Source organism: Rhodoferax fermentans, assembly GCF_002017865.1.
Classification (GTDB): domain Bacteria; phylum Pseudomonadota; class Gammaproteobacteria; order Burkholderiales; family Burkholderiaceae_C; genus Rhodoferax; species Rhodoferax fermentans.
Genome location: NZ_MTJN01000002.1, coordinates 3,125,846 through 3,143,837, shown reverse-complemented (window position 1 = coordinate 3,143,837; position 17,992 = coordinate 3,125,846). Strand labels below are relative to the sequence as shown.

Below are 17,992 nucleotides of genomic sequence, written 5' to 3'. Positions count from 1 at the left end.
TTAACCAGCTAAAGCTCCCTGAAGGGGAGTGAAAGTCAGCGAATATGAGTGAGACCAACTCGGTTTACCAAGCCTACCAGGCCAACACCTACCTTTTCGGTGGGAACGCCCCGTACGTCGAAGAGATGTACGAAAACTACCTCGCCAACCCCGGCAGTGTCCCTGACACCTGGCGCGATTATTTCGACGCTTTGCAGCATGTGCCTGCGGTAGATGGCAGCAACGCCCGCGACGTGCCGCACCAACCGGTCATCAATGCCTTTGCCGAACGCGCCAAACAAGGCGTCAGCCGGGTCGTGGTGGCCAGCGGCGCAGACTCTGACATGGGTCGCAAGCGGGTGGCTGTTCAGCAATTGATCGCTGCCTACCGCAATGTGGGTGCCCGCTGGGCTGATCTGGACCCCTTAAAGCGCACCGAGCGGGAGCACATTCCTGAGCTTGACCCGGCGTTTTATGGCTTTACCGACGCCGACCACGAAACAGTCTTCAATACCAGCAATACGTTTTTTGGTAAAGAAGTCATGACCTTGCGTGATCTTCTGAATGCATTGCGCGAGACTTATTGCAGCAGCATTGGCGCTGAATACATGTACCTGACCGACCAGGCACAAAAACGCTGGTGGCAGCAAAAGCTCGAGAGTGTCCGCAGCAAACCCCAGTTTGATGCCGACAAGAAAAAACACATCCTGGACCGTCTGACTGCCGCCGAGGGTCTGGAGCGTTTCCTGCACACCAAGTACGTGGGCCAGAAACGTTTCTCGCTCGAAGGTGGCGAGAGCTTCATTGCTGCCATGGATGAGCTGATCCAGCAGGCTGGTGCGCGTGGCGTGCAGGAAATTGTGATTGGTATGGCCCACCGCGGCCGTCTGAACGTGCTGGTGAACACCCTGGGCAAGATGCCCGGTGGTTTGTTTGCTGAGTTTGACCACACCGCCCCGGAAGAGTTGCCCGCTGGCGATGTGAAATACCACCAGGGCTTCAGTTCCGACGTCACCACCCCTGGCGGCCCGGTGCATTTGAGTCTGGCGTTTAACCCGTCTCACTTGGAGATTGTCAACCCGGTGGTGGAAGGTTCGGTGCGGGCCCGTATGGACCGCCGTGCTGACCCGACGGGTCGCCAAGTGTTGCCGGTGCTGGTGCACGGTGATGCTGCTTTTGCGGGCCAAGGTGTCAACCAGGAAACCCTGGCGCTGGCGCAAACCCGTGGTTACACCACCGCTGGCACGGTGCACCTGATCATCAACAACCAGATTGGCTTTACCACCTCGGACCCGCGCGACTACCGCTCCACGCTGTATTGCACCGACATCGTCAAGGGCGTGGAAGCTCCGGTGATGCACGTCAACGGTGATGACCCTGAAGCGGTGGTGATGGCCATGCAGTGGGCGTTGGACTACCGCATGGAGTTCCGCAAGGATGTGGTGCTGGACATCATTTGTTTCCGCAAACTGGGCCACAACGAGCAGGACACCCCGGCGCTGACCCAGCCGCTGATGTACAAAAAGATCGCCCAGCATCCTGGCACCCGCAAACTTTACGCCGACAAACTCGCTGCGCAAGGCCTCGGGGCCGATCTGGGCGACCAGATGGCCAAGGCCTACCGCGCGGCCATGGACATTGGCCGTCACACGGTGGATCCGGTGTTGACCAATTTCAAGAGCAAGTTTGCGGTCGACTGGGCGCCCTACCTGAACAAAAAGTGGACCGATGTCTGCGACACCGCCATCCCGCTGACAGAGTGGAAACGTCTGGCTGAAAAAATCACCGTGATCCCCGCCAGTGTCAACCCCCATCCCTTGGTCAAAAAGGTCTATGACGACCGCGCGGCCATGGGTCGTGGCGATATTCCGGTGGACTGGGGCATGGGTGAACACATGGCTTTTGCCTCGTTGGTGGCCAGCGGTTACCCGGTGCGCTTGTCGGGTGAAGACTGTGGCCGCGGAACCTTCACCCACCGCCATGCCGTGATTCACGACCAAAGCCGTGAAAAATGGGACACCGGCACCTATGTGCCCCTGCAAAACGTGGCCGAGAACCAGGCCCAGTTCAATGTCATCGACTCCATCCTGTCCGAAGAAGCGGTGCTGGGGTTTGAATACGGTTATGCCTCCAATGACCCCAACACGCTGGTGATCTGGGAAGCCCAGTTTGGCGACTTTGCCAATGGCGCGCAAGTGGTGATTGACCAGTTCATTGCGTCGGGCGAGGTGAAATGGGGTCGTGTCAATGGCATCACCCTGATGCTGCCGCATGGTTATGAAGGGCAGGGGCCGGAGCACTCCTCAGCGCGGGTCGAGCGTTTCATGCAACTGGCGGCCGACACCAACATGCAGTTGGTGCAGCCGACCACCGCGAGCCAGATTTTCCACGTGCTGCGCCGCCAGATGATCCGCACCCTGCGCAAACCGCTGGTGATCTTCACGCCCAAGTCGTTGCTGCGCAACAAGGATGCCGCATCTCCCTTGTCAGAATTTACCAAGGGCAGCTTCCAGACCATCATTCCTGACCAAAAGGCCCTCAAGGCCGAGAAGGTCAAACGGGTGGTGGTGTGTTCGGGCAAGGTCTATTTCGACCTGGCCAAGAAGCGTGAAGAAAAGGGTGCCGATGATGTGGCCATCATCCGTGTTGAGCAGCTCTACCCGTTCCCGCACAAGGTGTTTGGCGCCGAACTCAAGAAGTATCCCAATGCCACCGAGGTGGTGTGGACACAGGACGAACCGCAAAACCAGGGTGCCTGGTTCTACGTGCAGCACTACATTCACGAAAACATGCTTGAGGGGCAAAAGCTCGGCTACTCCGGACGGGCTGCCTCGGCCTCACCGGCTGTCGGTTACGCCCATTTGCACCAGGAGCAGCAAAAAGCGCTGGTGGAAGGTGCGTTTGGCAAGCTCAAGGGCTTTGTCCTGTCCAAATAAACGCGCCTGACACAGTCACAAGCGCAATCCTCAAGTATTTTTTGAAAGAATTGTCATGGCAATCGTAGAAGTCAAAGTCCCGCAACTGTCCGAATCCGTGGCCGAAGCCACCTTGTTGCAGTGGAAGAAAAAAGTCGGTGACAGTGTCACCGTGGACGAAATCCTGATCGACGTTGAAACCGACAAGGTGGTGCTGGAAGTGCCAGCACCTTCGGCGGGGGTGATTGTCGAGATCGTGCAAGCTGATGGCAGCACCGTGGCGGCGGATCAGCTGATTGCCCGTATCGACACCGAAGGTGTTGCAGGTGCGGTGGTGGCACCGGTGACCCTGGCCATGGCTGCGGTGTCGGCTGCGGCAGCTGCGGCTGCGCCCGCAGCTGCGGTGCCAGCCGGAACCGCGAAGGCGGGTGTGGCGATGCCCGCTGCGGCCAAGCTGATGGCGGACAACCAACTCGCTGCCGGGTCGGTGGCTGGCACGGGCAAGGATGGCCGTGTCACCAAGGGCGATGTCCTGGCGGCGGTGGCTGCACCTAAAGTTGTAGCTGCTGTGCCTGCACCAGCCAAGGCTGCAGCGCCCTTGTTGCCTCAAGTGGCGGCGCCGGCCAGCAACCTGGCAGCGCAGCTGGCAGGTCGCCCCGAGCAACGTGTACCGATGAGTCGCCTACGCGCCCGTGTTGCCGAGCGTCTGATCCAGTCACAAAGCACCAACGCGATCCTGACCACGTTCAACGAGATCAACATGGCCCCGGTGATGGACATGCGCAAGCGCATGCAGGAGCGTTTCGAGAAAGAGCACGGCGTCAAGCTGGGTTTCATGAGCTTTTTTGTCAAGGCCGCAGTGCACGCCTTGAAGAAGTTTCCGGTGCTCAATGCCTCGGTGGACGGCACCGACATCGTTTACCACGGCTACTTTGACATCGGTATTGCCGTGGGTTCACCACGTGGCCTGGTGGTGCCGATCCTGCGTGACGCTGACCAGATGAGTTTTGCCGACATCGAGAAGAAGATTGCCGAGTTCGGCCAAAAGGCCAGGGATGGCAAACTGGGCATGGAAGAAATGACTGGTGGCACCTTCTCCATCAGCAATGGCGGCACCTTCGGCTCGATGATGTCCACCCCCATCATCAACCCGCCCCAAAGTGCGATTCTGGGTGTACACGCCACCAAGGACCGCGCCATGGTGGAGAACGGCCAGGTGGTGGTGCGCCCGATGAACTACTTTGCCATGTCGTATGACCACCGCATCATCGACGGCCGTGAAGCCGTGCTGGGCCTGGTGGCAATGAAAGAGGCGCTGGAAGATCCAGCCCGCCTGTTGTTTGATATTTAAAGCACACCCCAGGCTTCGCGCATTACGTGTCGCAACGCCTGCCCCTTGCAGGGGCAACACCAGCGGCCCGGCCAAGCCGGTTTCGCGGTGTTTTTGGCTGAGGGCTCGCTGTGAATGGATGCCTCATGAACGCAAAAAGGAATTTTTATGAGCAAACAATTTGATGTGATCGTGATTGGTGGCGGCCCTGGTGGCTACATTGCGGCCATCCGTGCCGCCCAGTTGGGCCAAAACGTGGCCTGTGTGGATGAGTGGAAAAACAGCCAGGGTGGTCCGGCGCTGGGCGGTACCTGCACCAATGTGGGCTGTATCCCGAGCAAGGCACTGCTTCAATCTTCAGAGCACTATGAGCAGGCCAGCCATCACTTTTCTGACCATGGCATCACCGTCAAAGGTCTGAGCATGGATGTCGCTAAGATGGTGGCGCGCAAAGACACGGTGGTCAAACAGAACAACGATGGCATCCAGTACCTGTTCAAGAAGAACAAGGTCAGCTTCTTCCATGGTCGTGGCTCCTTTGTCAAAGCCAGTGCCGACGGGTATGAGATCAAGGTGGCCGGTGCCACCGAAGAAACCATCGTGGGTCGCCACATCATTGTGGCCACCGGCTCGAACGCTCGCGCACTGCCGGGCACACCGTTTGACGAAGAGCTGATCCTGTCCAACGACGGGGCTCTGCGCATCAATGCCGCGCCGAAGAAGCTCGGGCTGATTGGTGCGGGTGTGATTGGCCTGGAGATGGGCTCGGTCTGGCGCCGCCTGGGTACCGATGTCACGATTCTGGAAGGTTTGCCAACCCTGCTGGGGGTGGTGGACGATCAGATTGCCAAAGAAGCCAAGAAAGCCTTTGACAAGCAGGGCCTGAAAATCGAGCTCGGCGTGAATGTCGGTGAGATCAAGACCAGTAAAAAGGGCGTGACGGTGGCCTACACCAGTGCCAAGGGTGAAGCCAAGACGCTGGAGGTGGACAAACTCATTGTCTCGATCGGCCGCTCGCCCAATACCATCGGACTGAACGTCGAGGCCGTGGGCCTGAAGCTCAATGAACGTGGTGCGATTGAGGTGGATGCCGACTGCAAGACCAACCTGCCTGGCGTCTGGGCGGTGGGTGATGTGGTGCGGGGCCCGATGTTGGCGCACAAAGCAGAAGAAGAGGGCGTGGCCGTGGCCGAGCGCATTGCCGGTCAACATGGGCATGTCAACTTCCAGACGATCCCGTGGGTGATTTACACCAGCCCCGAAATTGCCTGGGTCGGTCGTACTGAGCAGCAGCTCAAGGCCGATGGCGTAGCTTACAAGGCGGGCACCTTCCCGTTCCTGGCCAATGGTCGTGCGCGGGCGCTTGGGGACACCACCGGCATGGTCAAGATGCTGGCAGATGCCACCACCGATGAAATCCTGGGCGTGCACATCGTCGGCCCGATGGCCAGCGAGTTGATCGCAGAGTGTGTGATGGCCATGGAATTCCGCGCCAGCAGCGAAGACATTGCCCGCATCTGCCATGCCCACCCGTCCTTGAGTGAGTCGACCAAGGAAGCGGCGCTGGCGGTGGATAAACGCACTCTGAACTTCTGATTGATAGAAAATTGGCCTCTAGCCCTTATAAAATAAGGGCTATTAGCTCTATTTTTTATAGTTTGTGGTTGGCTTGTGACCGTTAAGAAAATCTACCTGAATGAACTGGCTGCGCGTGGTTTCACGAGTGACCCGGCGCAGCTGCGTGCGGTGCAGGCACTGGAAACCTGCGCGCGCGAGTGGCGCCATTTCAAGGAGAAGCGCTCCAACGCATTCAAGAAGCTGATCAACCACCCACCGATTCCGCGCGGTGTGTACATGTACGGCGGTGTGGGGCGTGGAAAAAGTTTTCTGATGGACTGCTTTTACTCCGCGGTGCCGCTCAAGCGCAAAACCCGGCTGCATTTTCATGAGTTCATGCGCGAAGTGCACCGTGAACTCGCCGCCTTGCAGGGCACGGTGAACCCGCTGGACCAACTGGCCAAGCAGATTGCCGAAAAATACCGCCTGATCTGTTTTGATGAGTTCCATGTGTCGGACATCACCGACGCGATGATCTTGCACCGCCTGCTCAAGGCCTTGTTTGACAACGGTGTGGGCATGGTGACCACCTCCAACTTCAAACCCGACGAGTTGTACCCCAATGGTTTGAACCGTGATCGTCTGTTGCCCGCCATCGAGATGCTCAAGCACGAGTTGCAGGTGATCAATGTCGACAATGGGACGGATTACCGTGGCCTCACGATGGAACAGCTGGAGCTCTACCACACACCTCTGGGGCCAGAAGCTGAGGTGGCCATGACCAGTGCGTTCGAGCGACTGGCCGAGCAGCAGGACCAGGACCCGGTGTTACAGATCGAGTCACGTGTGATCCAGGCACGCCGACGTGCCGGTGGCGTGGTCTGGTTTGACTTCAAAACTCTGTGTGGTGGGCCTCGCTCCCAAAATGACTATCTGGAATTGGCCACACAGTTTCACACCGTCCTGCTCAGCGACGTGCCCCAGTTGCCACCTCGCATGGCGGCCGAGGCGCGACGCTTTACCTGGCTGGTTGATGTGCTTTACGATCGGCGGGTCAATCTGATCATGTCGGCCGCTGTGCCGGCCGAGCAGTTGTACACCGAAGGGCAGTTGGCCAATGAATTTGCGCGTACGGTGTCGCGCATCAAGGAAATGCAAACTGGCGAATTTTTGGCGCTTGAGCGCCGCAATGTGGACACACGGCTGACATGACATTCAAAATTTTGACCGGACTGATCTTGACCCTGGCCCAGTTGGCCGCCACGGCACAAACGGCGGAACCATCGGCTCAAGTGCTGGATGTGGGGGCAGAGCGGGCACGTATCACCCAGGAACGCGCGGCCAGCGAAGTCACGTATGCTGCGTCGGAGCGTGTCTGCTACAGCCGTTTTGCGGTGTCCGACTGTCTGAGTGATGCGCGCAAGGTGAAGCGTCAAACGACCGACGAGTTGCGTCGACAGGAATTGGTGTTGAACGATTTGGAGCGCCAAGCCAAGGCGGTGGAAGCCCTCAAACGCATCGAAGCCAATATCGCGGCACAACAAGAACAGCTGGAAAAATCAGCTGCGCCCGAAACCCGTCCCTGAGCCTAGCTGCTGGCCGCTTCCACCTTGACGATGGCCAGCGACAGGTTGTCACCACTGCCTTTGGCACGCAAACGCGCTTTGTCAATCAGAAACTCACTGGCCTCCCTTGGCGACAGTGTTGCCAGTACGGAGCCCAGCTCAGCCTCGGTGAAATAGTGCCACAAGCCATCGCTGCAGACCATCAGTGTGTCTGATGCTTGCAGTTTGCTGATGCTGTGGGTGTCAATCGGCGGCTCTTTCTCGGTGCCCAGGCAGCCCATCAAGATATTGGATTGCGGGTGAAAACTGGCCTGTTCTTCGGTGAGTTCACCCTTGTTCACCAGTGATTGAACGTAGGAATGGTCGCGTGTGCGGGACACCAGCTGTTTGCCGTGAAAGTGGTAAATCCGTGAATCACCAGCATGAGCCCAGTGGCAACTGCCATCCGGGTTGAGGACAAACACCGCAATGGTGCTGTGCGGCTCTTCTTCGGTGGAAATTGCGGTGAGTTTGATCACCGTGTGCGCTTCCAGCACCAATTGGCTCAGCATACTGATCGGGTCATCGACCGACGGTGCATAACGCTCAAACAGTTGTCGGGCTGTCATCATGACCTGATCCGAGGCTTTGCGCCCCCCACTGCGGCCGCCCATGCCGTCTGCCAACACCGCCATCACACAGCCTTTGACATGGTGGTGGCTGATCAAGCTCACCTGATCTTGCTGGTAATCCCGATCACCCTTGTGAATACCGGTCGAAGCTGTGACCCGACAAGCCTTGATACTCATTCCCTCACCAGAGCTTCCACCAGGGCTGCGTCTTGGTTTTGAACCCTTGTGTCAGATAGGTGGTTTGGGGATAGTTCTTTTCCAGCACGCGACGCGCATCGTCACGCAACTCGGGCAGGTTCAATGCATCGTAAGACTGCACCATCAGGAACAGCGCTTCTTCCAAGGCGGGCGCGCCCTGGTAGTCTGCAATCGCGGTTTGGGCTCGGTTGATAGAGGCCAGGTAAGCGCCACGTTGGTAGTAGTAACGCGCCACGTGCACCTCAGACTCGGCCAGCGAGTTCACCACGTAATGCATGCGCGCACTGGCATCTGCCGCGTATTTGGAGTCAGGAAAACGTGTGATCAGTTCCTTGAAAGATTCAAACGACTCCTTGGCAGCTTTCTGGTCACGCTCTGACAGATCCTGCCGGGTGATGGATCCAAACAAACCCAGATCGTCGTTGAAATTGATCAAGCCTTTGAGGTACAGCGCGTAATCAAGCGCCGGACTGGCCGGATGTAACTTCATGAATCGGTCGAGTGTGGCCACTGCCAGCACCGGTTCACCGTTTTTGTATTGTGCGTAGGCTTTGTCCAGTTGGGCCTGTTGCGCCAAGGGTGTACCGGCAGCACGGCCTTCGAGCTTGTCAAACAGGGGGCCAGCCTTGTCATAGGCGCCGGCTTTTAACTCATCCTTGGCCTCAGCATAAATCTTGTTCGGACTCCAACCCGCTGTCGGATCTTTGGGAGTGGAGGAACAAGCGCCCAGCAGCGCAACGCCACACGCGAGGGCCCAGGTGCGGGCAGCAGATAATTTGGCATCAGGCATGTAGGACAGCTTTCTTGAAAAACACTCCACAAATTATATCGACCGACCTTGGGACTTATGACGGCGAGGCTACCGAAGACGCCGGGCCAGAAGTGGAGCTGCGCGCATTGACGTTCAAGCCAGAGCATCACGGCTTGCGTTTGGATCTGGCATTGACTGACCTCGTGCCTGAGTTCTCACGAAGTTACCTGCAGCAGCTGGTTGACCTGGGCAGTGTCTGGGTGAACGGGAAAGTGGTCAAGAAGGCCGCATCCAAGGTTAAAGCTGGCGATATGGGCCAAATTGCTTTGCGACCAACACCCCAAAGCCAGGCCTTCAAGGCTGAAAACCTGCCCTTGGACATTGTTTTTGAAGATGAACACTTGCTGGTCATCAACAAACCCGCCCCTCTGGTAGTGCATCCGGCACCAGGCAACTGGAGTGGCACGCTGATGAATCGTCTGTTAGGTCACGACAGTCAGGCTTTTCATCTGCCACGTGCCGGTATCGTTCACCGGTTGGACAAGGACACCAGCGGCCTGATGGTGGTGGCGCGTACCCGCCAGACCATGGACGCGCTGGTCCAGGCGATTGCTGCGCGTACGGTGAAACGGCAATACCTGGCTCTGGCACACGGTGTTTGGCGCGGTGCGGCTGTGCGGCATGTGGATGCCCCCATTGGTCGCGACCCTGGCAATCGTTTGCGCATGGCGGTGGTGGATCTGGCACTGCATGCGGGCAAGGTGGCACAGACCGACTTTGAATGCCTGGCAAACGGTGTGCAGGGCTGTCTGATCAAGTGCACTTTGCACACCGGTCGGACGCACCAGATCAGGGTGCATCTGGCGTCGATAGGGCATGCTTTGGTGTCAGACCAGACCTACGGTGGTGCGGCAGCCGCGGGATTGCAACGACAGGCTTTGCATGCCACCAAGCTGGCGTTTGTCCACCCCGTGACGGGGCAATCGCTGGTTTTTAAGGCGCCTTTGCCATCGGACTTTTCAACGGCGCTTAGCAGCTGGGGCCTCAATTACAATAGCGACATCTTTTAGCACGGCCATGCCATGCGATTCAACGTGCCACCGATGACTTGTCGGTCCTGATCACGTCTTCCATATCTTTGAGTACCGCACCCATGGGGGTGTTTTGACCGGAATTTGCCAACCATGAACACGGCGGATGCCAAACGCATCCTGGAAACTGCATTGCTTTGTGCGCAACAACCCATGCCCGTCAAGGACATGCGGATCTTGTTGGGTGATGACTGGGCGACGTCCGGGATTGATGCGCTGTTGTTCGAGTTGCAGGCAGACTGGTCCGAACGCGGTCTGGAGCTGGTGTCGGTGTCTACAGGTTGGCGTTTTCAGAGTCGCCCTGACATGCAGGTGTATCTGGAGCGCTTGCATCCGGAGAAGCCGCCCAGGTATACCCGTGCGACCTTGGAGACCTTGGCCATCATTGCGTACAAGCAACCTGTCACGCGAGGTGATATCGAGACAGTTCGCGGGGTAACGGTGAACTCGCTGACCCTCAAACAGCTCGAAGACCGGGGCTGGATTGAGACGATTGGGCACCGTGATACCGTGGGCAGGCCTGCGCTGTTCGCCACAACCCGTCATTTTTTGGACGATCTGGGGCTCAACTCCCTGGATCAACTGCCGCTGTTGACATCGCCACCCCAAGCCACCGATGCTCTCGAATCGATGTTGGGGCAGGAGTTGCCCTTGGCTGACTCGCTGAAAGCAGCCTCTTTCGTTTCAACCGACGCCAGTTCACGCAATGGCGAATTGAACTGGTCGAACGATCCCGATCCGGGCACGAGCCCGATTGAACCCGTACCTGAGGACACACCATGACCGAACTCCCTACAGAGCCGACCACGCCTGCCACTGACATGGATGATGCCATTCGTTTTGAAGACGTTGTCTCCGGTGTGTTCGATGCTGCAGAAAACGAAGTAAATCCTGCTGCGCTCAAGCGGGTTCTGCCGCCTCAGCCGGAATCACCCAAGTTGCACAAAGTGTTGGCGCAGGCTGGCATGGGCTCGCGTCTGGAGATGGAGCAGCTCATCTTGGAGGGGCGTATCACCGTCAACAATGAACCTGCGCACATTGGGCAGCGTGTTCAGTTTGGCGACAATGTCAAAGTCAATGGCAAGCCGATTCGCTTCAAGATTGCGCCGCCGCCAGCACGCGTCTTGGCCTATCACAAACCTGCAGGCGAAGTGGTCAGCCACGATGACCCGCAAAACCGTCCCACGGTGTTTCGCAAACTGCCCAAGTTGTTTCAGGGCAAATGGCAGTCGGTGGGCCGCCTTGATCTCAACACCGAGGGTTTGCTGTTGTTCACCAGCTCAGGTGAGCTGGCCAACAATTTGATGCATCCGCGGTTTGGGTTGGAGCGCGAGTATGCGGTGCGGGTGCTGGGTGCGCTGACTTTGGAAGAAAAACACAAACTGCTCGACGGTGTCCGGCTCGATGATGGCATGGCGCAGTTCGGCTCCATCGAAGAGGGGGGTGGGGAGGGGTCGAATTGCTGGTATCGGGTGACGATCTCCGAAGGGCGCAACCGCGAGGTGCGGCGCATGTTGGAGTCGGTCGGCCATGCCGTGAGCCGTCTGATCCGTATCCGTTATGGCTCCATGGTGTTGCCGAGAGGCTTGAAGCGGGGTGCCTGGGTTGAATTGGACGACGCAGATATCCGCTTGTTAACGCGGGCATCACAAACGCCAGGCGCACCTGTGCGCGACTCTGCTGAGACCGCGCCGGCGGGCAAGCGGACACCCAACGGGCGTGGTGCAGGTGGCGCGGTACGCAACCGCAACACACCGGGTCGAGGTCCTGCACGATCCCCGGCTGCTGGTAAAGCTGCAGCTTCACAACCTGATCCCTTAAAAACATCATTGGGCTACATTGGAGCTGACAGTTTTTCCAAGCAGCGTCAGGAAGCTGGCAAAAAACGCGGAAACGTACCAGGTGCTGGACGCAGGCCAGGTGGGCGCAGCAGATAAGAAAGCAACCCGTTGGCGTTCATGCCAATTGGGCGCAGGTTAAGATCAAGGGCTTTGGTCCAAAGATCAGAAATTTTTAATTCACGAGGAAATCATATGGCTATCGAACGCACTCTCTCCATCATCAAGCCTGACGCTGTTGCCAAAAACGTGATCGGTCAGATTTATGCCCGCTTTGAAGCTGCTGGCCTGAAAATTGTGGCCTCCAAGATGGCGCATTTGTCACGCCGCGAGGCCGAAGCTTTTTATGCAGTACATAAAGAGCGTCCTTTCTTCAAGGATCTGGTCGAATTCATGATTTCCGGTCCGGTCATGATCCAGGCACTGGAAGGTGAAAACGCCATCCTCAAGAACCGTGAACTGATGGGTGCAACAGACCCTAAAAAAGCCGCACCTGGCACCATCCGCGCTGATTTTGCTGACAGCATTGATGCCAATGCAGTGCACGGCTCTGACGCCGCCGAGACAGCCGCTGTCGAAGTGAGCTTCTTTTTCCCTGGCATGAACGTTTTTTCACGCTGAAGACAGTATGACGGTCAACCTGCTCGAACACGACCTCGAGAGTTTGGCCGCTTTTTGCGAGCGGCTGGGCGAGAAGCGCTTTCGCGCTGTTCAGCTGTTTCGCTGGATCCACCAAAGAGGATGTTCTCGTTTTGAGGACATGAGCGATCTGGCGAAATCCTTGCGCGAAAAACTCAAGGGTGTTGCCCATGTCAAGGCGATGGATGTCATCTCCCAGCATATTTCTGCGGATGGCACCATCAAATGGCTCTTCGATGTAGGCGGTGGCAACGCCGTGGAGACGGTCTTTATCCCGGAGGATGACCGAGGGACGCTGTGTCTATCGACCCAGGCCGGATGCGCCATGGGTTGTCGATTTTGCTCAACCGGGCATCAAGGTTTCAGTCGCAACCTGACCACGGGTGAAATCATCGCGCAACTTTGGTTTGCCGAGCATTTTTTGCGCAAGCATCTCAAACGCGATGAGCGGGTGATCTCCAACACCGTGATGATGGGCATGGGTGAGCCCTTGCAGAACTATTCAGCACTGATTCCGGCTCTCCGAATGATGTTGGACGACCACGGATATGGCTTGTCACGTCGTCGTGTCACGGTGTCGACGTCTGGTTTGGTCAAGAAAATGGACTTGTTGGGCGTTGAATGCCCAGTGGCCTTGGCTGTTTCTCTGCATGCGCCCAACAATGCATTGCGTGATTACCTGGTGCCACTCAACATCAAACATCCGCTTGAAGAGTTGATGCCAGCGTGTGTTAACTACCTCGAACATGCCCCAAGGGATTTCATTACCTTTGAATACTGCATGCTCGACGCGGTTAATGACAGCGATGCGCAGGCGCAGGAACTGGTCCAGTTGGTAAAGAAATACAGGAACTCGGTGTCGTGGTGCAAATTCAATCTGATCCCCTTTAATCCTTTTCCGGCCTCCGGCCTGCATCGGTCCAAGCCGGAGCGAGTCCAAGGATTTGCAAAAATCCTGAGCGAAGCAGGCATCACAACCACCGTGCGAAAGACCCGTGGTGATGATATTGATGCGGCCTGTGGTCAGCTTGCAGGTGATGTGGTTGACCGGACCCGGGTGACTGTGCGAATTGCCCGTCAACGTAGTTCTGAGTTGAATTCAAGTCCTTTGGATGTCCCAAGCGATGCGAAAATCTGAACCATGAAAGTCACGATGAAAATCACATCGACAAGTCGTCTAGAGTTGCTTTTGGCGGCTTGCGTCTTGTGCAATGGGTTGACACTCAGCGGCTGTGCTGGTCCGACAGGCTCAAGCCGAGTGGGTGAGGTGCACGAGGACATCGTCACCGAGTCGGATGTGAGTGCTGAGCGCAAGCGGGCACGTATCCGGATGGAGTTGGCGCTGGGGTACCTTGAAGAAGGCAAGACCACCGTCGCTTTGGACGAAATCAAGCAGGCCATTGCGGTCGATCCAAGTTATTCAGACGCTTTCAGCCTGCGCGGACTGATTTACATGCGCTTGAATGACTACACCATTGCTGAAGACAGTTTCAACAAAGCTCTGTCGCTCAAACCTCGGGACAGCCACGTGTTGCACAACATGGGGTGGTTGAAGTGCCAGAACGGGCAATTTGCCCAATCGATGAACTATTTCAGTCAGGCCCTGGCCAACCCGCTGTACAACGAGCGCGCTAAAACGCATATGGCGCAGGGTGTGTGCCAGTTCAAAGCGGGCCAATTGCCAGAGGCAGAGGTCAGTCTGATGAAGTCATACGAATATGACGCTGCCAACCCTGTCACAGGGTACAACCTGGCCAATGTTCTTTTTCAAAGAAAAGAGTATGTCCGGGCGCAGTTCTACATCCGTCGATTGAACAACACCGATTTGGCCAACGCAGAGACGTTGTGGCTCGGTATCAAGATAGAAAAACGTATGGCCAATCTTGAAGCGATGAACCAGCTTGGTGAACAGTTGATCAAGCGTTTTCCCGAGTCGCCGCAGGCTGCCTTTTTCCAGCGTGGAGCTTTTGATGAATGATCTGGGTCTTGAGGGCGATGTGACGGATGTTGCAGTCCAGTCTGCGCCGATGCAGGCAGCGGCTCTGCTCAGAGAGGCACGTGAGGTGCAGGGGCTGCATATTGCCGCCTTGGCCGTCGCCTTGAAAGTGCCGGTCAAGAAACTCGAAGCTCTGGAGGCTGGTCGCTTTGACCAATTGCCCGACATGGTTTTTGTGCGTTCACTGGCTCTGAGTGTTTGTCGCGCCTTGAAAGTTGATCCTGCGCCGATCATGGCCAGTTTGCCGGAACCTCAGTTCAACCAGTTCAAAATCAATGAGGCTGGCTTGAACACGAGTTTCAAAGATTCCACTGGGGCATCGCGCCAAGGTGTGTTGGCGCAGCTTTCCAGCCCCCTTGGTCTCGGCGTCTTGGTTTTGATCGTTGCGATTGTGGTGATCCTGGCTTGGCCGGTCGCTCCTTTGTTTGAGGACACTTCCCTCGTATCCAAAGAGGCCGCTGAACCCATGCTGGTCACGGAGCAACCCGCCCCAAGTCCGCAGGTGTCTGCCAATGGGGTTGAGGAAGCGGTTGTTTTGACACAGCCCCCGTCTGGCATTCAGGCAGAAGCTCCCGTTGCTGCGGAGGTACCAGCTGCATCAGCAAGCAAAGCGGTGAATGCTGCTTTCCCACTTCCGGTCAGTACGCCAGTGAATGTAGCCAGCGCAGAGGTGATGAGTTCTGCAAGCGTGCTTGAGCTGAGTGGCCATGGTGAATCATGGGTTGAAGTCACTGACAGTGCAGGGCAGTCCAAGTTGCGCAAGTTGATGCAGAGTGGCGAAGTGATTCGCTTGGCAGGCCAGCTGCCTTTGTCGGTTGTGGTGGGGCGTGCAGATATGGTGTCGGTGGTTGTTCGCGGAAAGCCGCTGGATCTGACGCCTCTGGCTCGCGAAAATGTTGCGCGATTTGAGGTGAAGTGATGAATACAGCCAAGCCTATTGCAGAAGCGACAGCACAAACCAGCGCATCCAGGCAGGCCAAAGTTGTCTGGGGCGGTCGAATTGTCACGGTTGGAGGTGGAGCTCCGGTACGGATCCAGTCCATGACCAACACGGACACGGTGGATGTGATTGGATCTGCTATCCAGATCAAGGAACTGGCTGTGGCCGGCTCAGAGATGGTGCGTTTGACGGTGAATACGCCCGAGGCAGCACAGGCCGTGCCGCACATTCGAGATCAACTTGACCGCATGGGCATCGATGTACCACTGATTGGTGACTTCCATTACAACGGACATCGTTTGCTGACAGACTACCCGGAATGTGCGCAGGCCTTGTCCAAATACCGGATCAACCCAGGCAATGTGGGAAAGGGGGACAAGCGGGACAAGCAATTCGGCCTGATGATCGAAGCCGCTGTGAAGTGGAACAAGGCCGTACGCATTGGGGTGAATTGGGGTAGCCTGGACCAGGCTCTGCTGGCCGACCTGATGGACCAAAACAGCCGCCGGGACTCGCCATGGGGTGCCAAGTCGGTGATGTATGAGGCCTTGGTCACTTCGGCGCTGGATTCCGCGCAACAAGCTGTTGAGATGGGGCTGGATCCGAACCAGATCATCCTGTCTTGCAAAGTGAGTGGCGTTCAGGATCTGATTTCGGTATACCGAGAACTTGCCAAACGTTGCAACTACGCATTGCATTTGGGTTTAACAGAAGCTGGTATGGGCACAAAAGGCGCCGTGGCCTCTGCCGCAGCGCTGTCTGTGCTGTTGCAAGAAGGTATCGGAGACACCATTCGGGTGTCTTTGACGCCACAGCCTGGTGAGTCCAGAACACAAGAGGTGGTGATTGCCGCCGAAATTTTGCAGGCACTTGGCATGCGTTCTTTTGTCCCCAGCGTGACCGCATGTCCTGGTTGTGGCCGAACCACCAGCACCACCTTTCAGGAGTTGACCCAGCGTATCGAGGCTTTTTTGCGTGCGCAGATGCCCCTATGGCGCAGCAAATACCCTGGTGTCGAAAAAATGAAGGTTGCCGTGATGGGCTGCATTGTGAATGGCCCAGGCGAGAGCAAACACGCAGACATTGGCATCAGCTTGCCCGGCACCGGTGAGGCACCTGCTGCGCCAGTTTTTATCGATGGCGAAAAACGCATGACCCTGCGCGGTGATGCGATTGCCGAAGAATTCCAGGCTGTTGTTGAAAACTATGTTGAAAAACGCTTTGGTGCAACAACCGTTTCCCAGATGTGACCCCGCCTTCCATGACAGAAAAAGTATCCCCCTCTCCTGTGGGCAAGTTGACAGCCGTGAAAGGCATGAATGACTTGCTTCCCCCTGATTCAGCCGTTGTCGAATGGTTTGAAGCCAAGGTTCGTGACTTGATGTCACGTTTTGCCTACCGCAACATCCGTACCCCCATTGTTGAGCGCACACCCTTGTTCGTCCGTGGTTTGGGCGAGGTGACGGATATTGTTGAGAAGGAAATGTACTGTTTTGAGGACCGCCTCAACGGCGACCCTCTGACCCTTCGCCCGGAAGCAACCGCTGGTGTGGTGCGTGCTGCGCTGGAACACAGCCTCTTGTATGACGGTGGCAAACGCCTGTATTACATGGGGCCCATGTTCCGACATGAGCGGCCGCAGAAAGGTCGCTACAGGCAGTTTGACCAAATTGGCGCCGAAGCCTTGGGTTTTTCTGGGGCCGAAGTTGACGCCGAACTGATTTTGATGGCCACAGCACTGTGGGCTGAAATTGGTTTGACAGATGTCCGCCTTGAACTCAATAGTCTGGGTCAACCACCCGAACGTTTGGCCCATCGGCAGGCGCTGATTGCCTACTTTGAGCAACACGCCGATGTGCTGGATGAGGATGCACGCCGACGCTTGCACAGCAACCCTTTGCGCATTTTGGACACCAAGAATCCACAAATGCAGGGGCTGGTGAACGCTGCGCCCCAACTGCTGGATTTTTTGGGTGAGGCTTCTCTGTCCCACTTCAACAGTTTGAAGACCATCCTGGAGGCCAACAACGTGGCCTACACCGTGAACCCGCGGCTGGTGCGTGGCATGGACTATTACAACCTGACGGTTTTTGAGTTCACCACCGATCGTCTGGGTTCACAAGGCACCGTTTGTGCAGGTGGACGCTACGACTATTTGTTTGAACAATTGGGTGGGAAGTCAACGCCTGCCGTTGGTTGGGCACTGGGTGTTGACCGGGTACTGGAGTTGGCCAAGACCGCTGGACTGACCGGTACCGGGGCGCCACTCGACGCCTATGCCATCGTGACAGAGACATCTGCCATGCCTTTGGTTCTGTCAACGCTGCAGTCTTTGCGCGCTGCGGGCATCAGCGTACAAATGCATACCAGCTCCTTAGAGGGGATGGGCAGTATGAAAAGCCAGTTCAAACGTGCAGATGCCAGTGGCGCACGCTACGCCTTGGTTTTTGGACCCGATGAGATCAAGGCAAAACAGGTCACGATCAAACCGTTGCGTGATGCTGCCGTTGCTCAAACCTCACAAGCCTTGGCCGATCTGGCCACATGGGCCCCAACTCTACAATCAACCGTTTAGCGAATCA

The 17,992-nt window shown here is 56.9% G+C and carries 16 protein-coding genes; 14 read left to right on the top strand and 2 right to left on the bottom strand.

Going from position 1 to position 17,992, the window contains the following annotated elements; translation table 11 throughout:
• The first annotated feature begins 44 nt into the window (after positions 1-44).
• The 5 genes from RF819_RS14735 to RF819_RS14715 all read left to right on the top strand — a co-directional run bounded on the left by RF819_RS14735 (position 45) and on the right by RF819_RS14715 (position 7,367).
• A complete protein-coding gene (locus RF819_RS14735; RefSeq protein WP_078365675.1) occupies positions 45-2,915 on the top strand; it encodes a 2-oxoglutarate dehydrogenase E1 component in 2,871 nt (956 codons plus the stop codon).
• A gap of 55 nt (positions 2,916-2,970) precedes the next feature.
• On the top strand, positions 2,971-4,245 hold the full coding sequence (gene odhB, locus RF819_RS14730) for a 2-oxoglutarate dehydrogenase complex dihydrolipoyllysine-residue succinyltransferase (RefSeq protein WP_078365674.1): 1,275 nt from the start codon (positions 2,971-2,973) through the stop codon (positions 4,243-4,245).
• Between the two features lie 147 nt (positions 4,246-4,392).
• Entirely contained in the window at positions 4,393-5,820 is a 1,428-nt protein-coding gene (gene lpdA / locus RF819_RS14725) for a dihydrolipoyl dehydrogenase (RefSeq protein ID WP_078365673.1), read from the top strand.
• Positions 5,821-5,895: 75 nt separating this feature from the next.
• Positions 5,896-6,993 carry a cell division protein ZapE gene (zapE, locus tag RF819_RS14720; protein WP_078365672.1) on the top strand — a complete coding sequence of 366 codons (1,098 nt, stop codon included), beginning with the start codon at positions 5,896-5,898 and terminating at the stop codon, positions 6,991-6,993.
• Positions 6,990-7,367: a hypothetical protein gene (locus tag RF819_RS14715; protein WP_078365671.1), complete on the top strand. Its 378-nt coding sequence runs from the start codon at positions 6,990-6,992 to the stop codon at positions 7,365-7,367. Before zapE ends, RF819_RS14715 begins: the two co-directional genes overlap by 4 nt.
• 2 nt (positions 7,368-7,369) lie before the next feature.
• Here RF819_RS14715 and RF819_RS14710 read toward each other — a convergent pair whose 3' ends face one another.
• On the bottom strand, positions 7,370-8,134 hold the full coding sequence (locus RF819_RS14710) for a PP2C family protein-serine/threonine phosphatase (protein ID WP_078365670.1): 765 nt from the start codon (positions 8,132-8,134) through the stop codon (positions 7,370-7,372).
• Between the two features lie 4 nt (positions 8,135-8,138).
• Positions 8,139-8,945 (bottom strand): outer membrane protein assembly factor BamD, encoded by an 807-nt coding sequence (locus RF819_RS14705; RefSeq protein ID WP_078365669.1) that lies wholly within the window; start codon positions 8,943-8,945, stop codon positions 8,139-8,141.
• Between the two features lie 14 nt (positions 8,946-8,959).
• Between RF819_RS14705 and RF819_RS14700 the strand changes: the two genes are divergently transcribed.
• The 9 genes from RF819_RS14700 to hisS all read left to right on the top strand — a co-directional run bounded on the left by RF819_RS14700 (position 8,960) and on the right by hisS (position 17,985).
• Positions 8,960-9,976: an RluA family pseudouridine synthase gene (locus RF819_RS14700; RefSeq protein WP_207160721.1), complete on the top strand. Its 1,017-nt coding sequence runs from the start codon at positions 8,960-8,962 to the stop codon at positions 9,974-9,976.
• Positions 9,977-10,090: 114 nt separating this feature from the next.
• Entirely contained in the window at positions 10,091-10,780 is a 690-nt protein-coding gene (gene scpB / locus RF819_RS14695) for an SMC-Scp complex subunit ScpB (protein WP_078365668.1), read from the top strand.
• Positions 10,777-11,934, top strand: coding sequence for a pseudouridine synthase (locus tag RF819_RS14690; RefSeq protein ID WP_078365667.1), 1,158 nt, complete (start codon positions 10,777-10,779; stop codon positions 11,932-11,934). Before scpB ends, RF819_RS14690 begins: the two co-directional genes overlap by 4 nt.
• A 96-nt stretch (positions 11,935-12,030) precedes the next feature.
• Positions 12,031-12,456 carry a nucleoside-diphosphate kinase gene (gene ndk / locus RF819_RS14685; protein WP_078365666.1) on the top strand — a complete coding sequence of 142 codons (426 nt, stop codon included), beginning with the start codon at positions 12,031-12,033 and terminating at the stop codon, positions 12,454-12,456.
• A 7-nt stretch (positions 12,457-12,463) separates the two neighbouring features.
• Positions 12,464-13,612 (top strand): dual-specificity RNA methyltransferase RlmN, encoded by a 1,149-nt coding sequence (gene rlmN / locus RF819_RS14680; protein ID WP_078365665.1) that lies wholly within the window; start codon positions 12,464-12,466, stop codon positions 13,610-13,612.
• Positions 13,613-13,615: 3 nt separating this feature from the next.
• Entirely contained in the window at positions 13,616-14,452 is an 837-nt protein-coding gene (gene pilW / locus RF819_RS14675; RefSeq protein ID WP_338109558.1) for a type IV pilus biogenesis/stability protein PilW, read from the top strand.
• Complete coding sequence (locus tag RF819_RS14670) at positions 14,445-15,389, top strand: helix-turn-helix domain-containing protein (RefSeq protein WP_078365664.1); 945 nt, start codon at positions 14,445-14,447, stop codon at positions 15,387-15,389. Before pilW ends, RF819_RS14670 begins: the two co-directional genes overlap by 8 nt.
• On the top strand, positions 15,389-16,660 hold the full coding sequence (gene ispG / locus RF819_RS14665; protein WP_078365663.1) for a flavodoxin-dependent (E)-4-hydroxy-3-methylbut-2-enyl-diphosphate synthase: 1,272 nt from the start codon (positions 15,389-15,391) through the stop codon (positions 16,658-16,660). The genes RF819_RS14670 and ispG overlap by 1 nt, the downstream gene beginning before the upstream one ends.
• A gap of 11 nt (positions 16,661-16,671) precedes the next feature.
• The gene (hisS, locus tag RF819_RS14660) at positions 16,672-17,985 is read left to right on the top strand and encodes a histidine--tRNA ligase (protein WP_207160720.1); all 1,314 of its coding nucleotides are present in this window, start codon (positions 16,672-16,674) and stop codon (positions 17,983-17,985) included.
• Positions 17,986-17,992 lie beyond the last annotated feature (7 nt).

Bases quoted from the DNA above. Each gene is read 5' to 3' on its own strand.
- RF819_RS14690 (WP_078365667.1), top strand. From the start codon at position 10,777: ATGACCGAACTCCCTACAGAGCCGACCACGCCTGCCACTGACATGGAT.
- hisS (WP_207160720.1), top strand. From the start codon at position 16,672: ATGACAGAAAAAGTATCCCCCTCTCCTGTGGGCAAGTTGACAGCCGTG.
- lpdA (WP_078365673.1), top strand. From the start codon at position 4,393: ATGAGCAAACAATTTGATGTGATCGTGATTGGTGGCGGCCCTGGTGGC.
- odhB (WP_078365674.1), top strand. From the start codon at position 2,971: ATGGCAATCGTAGAAGTCAAAGTCCCGCAACTGTCCGAATCCGTGGCC.
- RF819_RS14715 (WP_078365671.1), top strand. From the start codon at position 6,990: ATGACATTCAAAATTTTGACCGGACTGATCTTGACCCTGGCCCAGTTG.
- rlmN (WP_078365665.1), top strand. From the start codon at position 12,464: ATGACGGTCAACCTGCTCGAACACGACCTCGAGAGTTTGGCCGCTTTT.
- ispG (WP_078365663.1), top strand. From the start codon at position 15,389: ATGAATACAGCCAAGCCTATTGCAGAAGCGACAGCACAAACCAGCGCA.
- RF819_RS14710 (WP_078365670.1), bottom strand. From the start codon at position 8,134: ATGAGTATCAAGGCTTGTCGGGTCACAGCTTCGACCGGTATTCACAAG.
- pilW (WP_338109558.1), top strand. From the start codon at position 13,616: ATGAAAGTCACGATGAAAATCACATCGACAAGTCGTCTAGAGTTGCTT.
- RF819_RS14735 (WP_078365675.1), top strand. From the start codon at position 45: ATGAGTGAGACCAACTCGGTTTACCAAGCCTACCAGGCCAACACCTAC.
- ndk (WP_078365666.1), top strand. From the start codon at position 12,031: ATGGCTATCGAACGCACTCTCTCCATCATCAAGCCTGACGCTGTTGCC.
- scpB (WP_078365668.1), top strand. From the start codon at position 10,091: ATGAACACGGCGGATGCCAAACGCATCCTGGAAACTGCATTGCTTTGT.
- RF819_RS14670 (WP_078365664.1), top strand. From the start codon at position 14,445: ATGAATGATCTGGGTCTTGAGGGCGATGTGACGGATGTTGCAGTCCAG.
- RF819_RS14705 (WP_078365669.1), bottom strand. From the start codon at position 8,945: ATGCCTGATGCCAAATTATCTGCTGCCCGCACCTGGGCCCTCGCGTGT.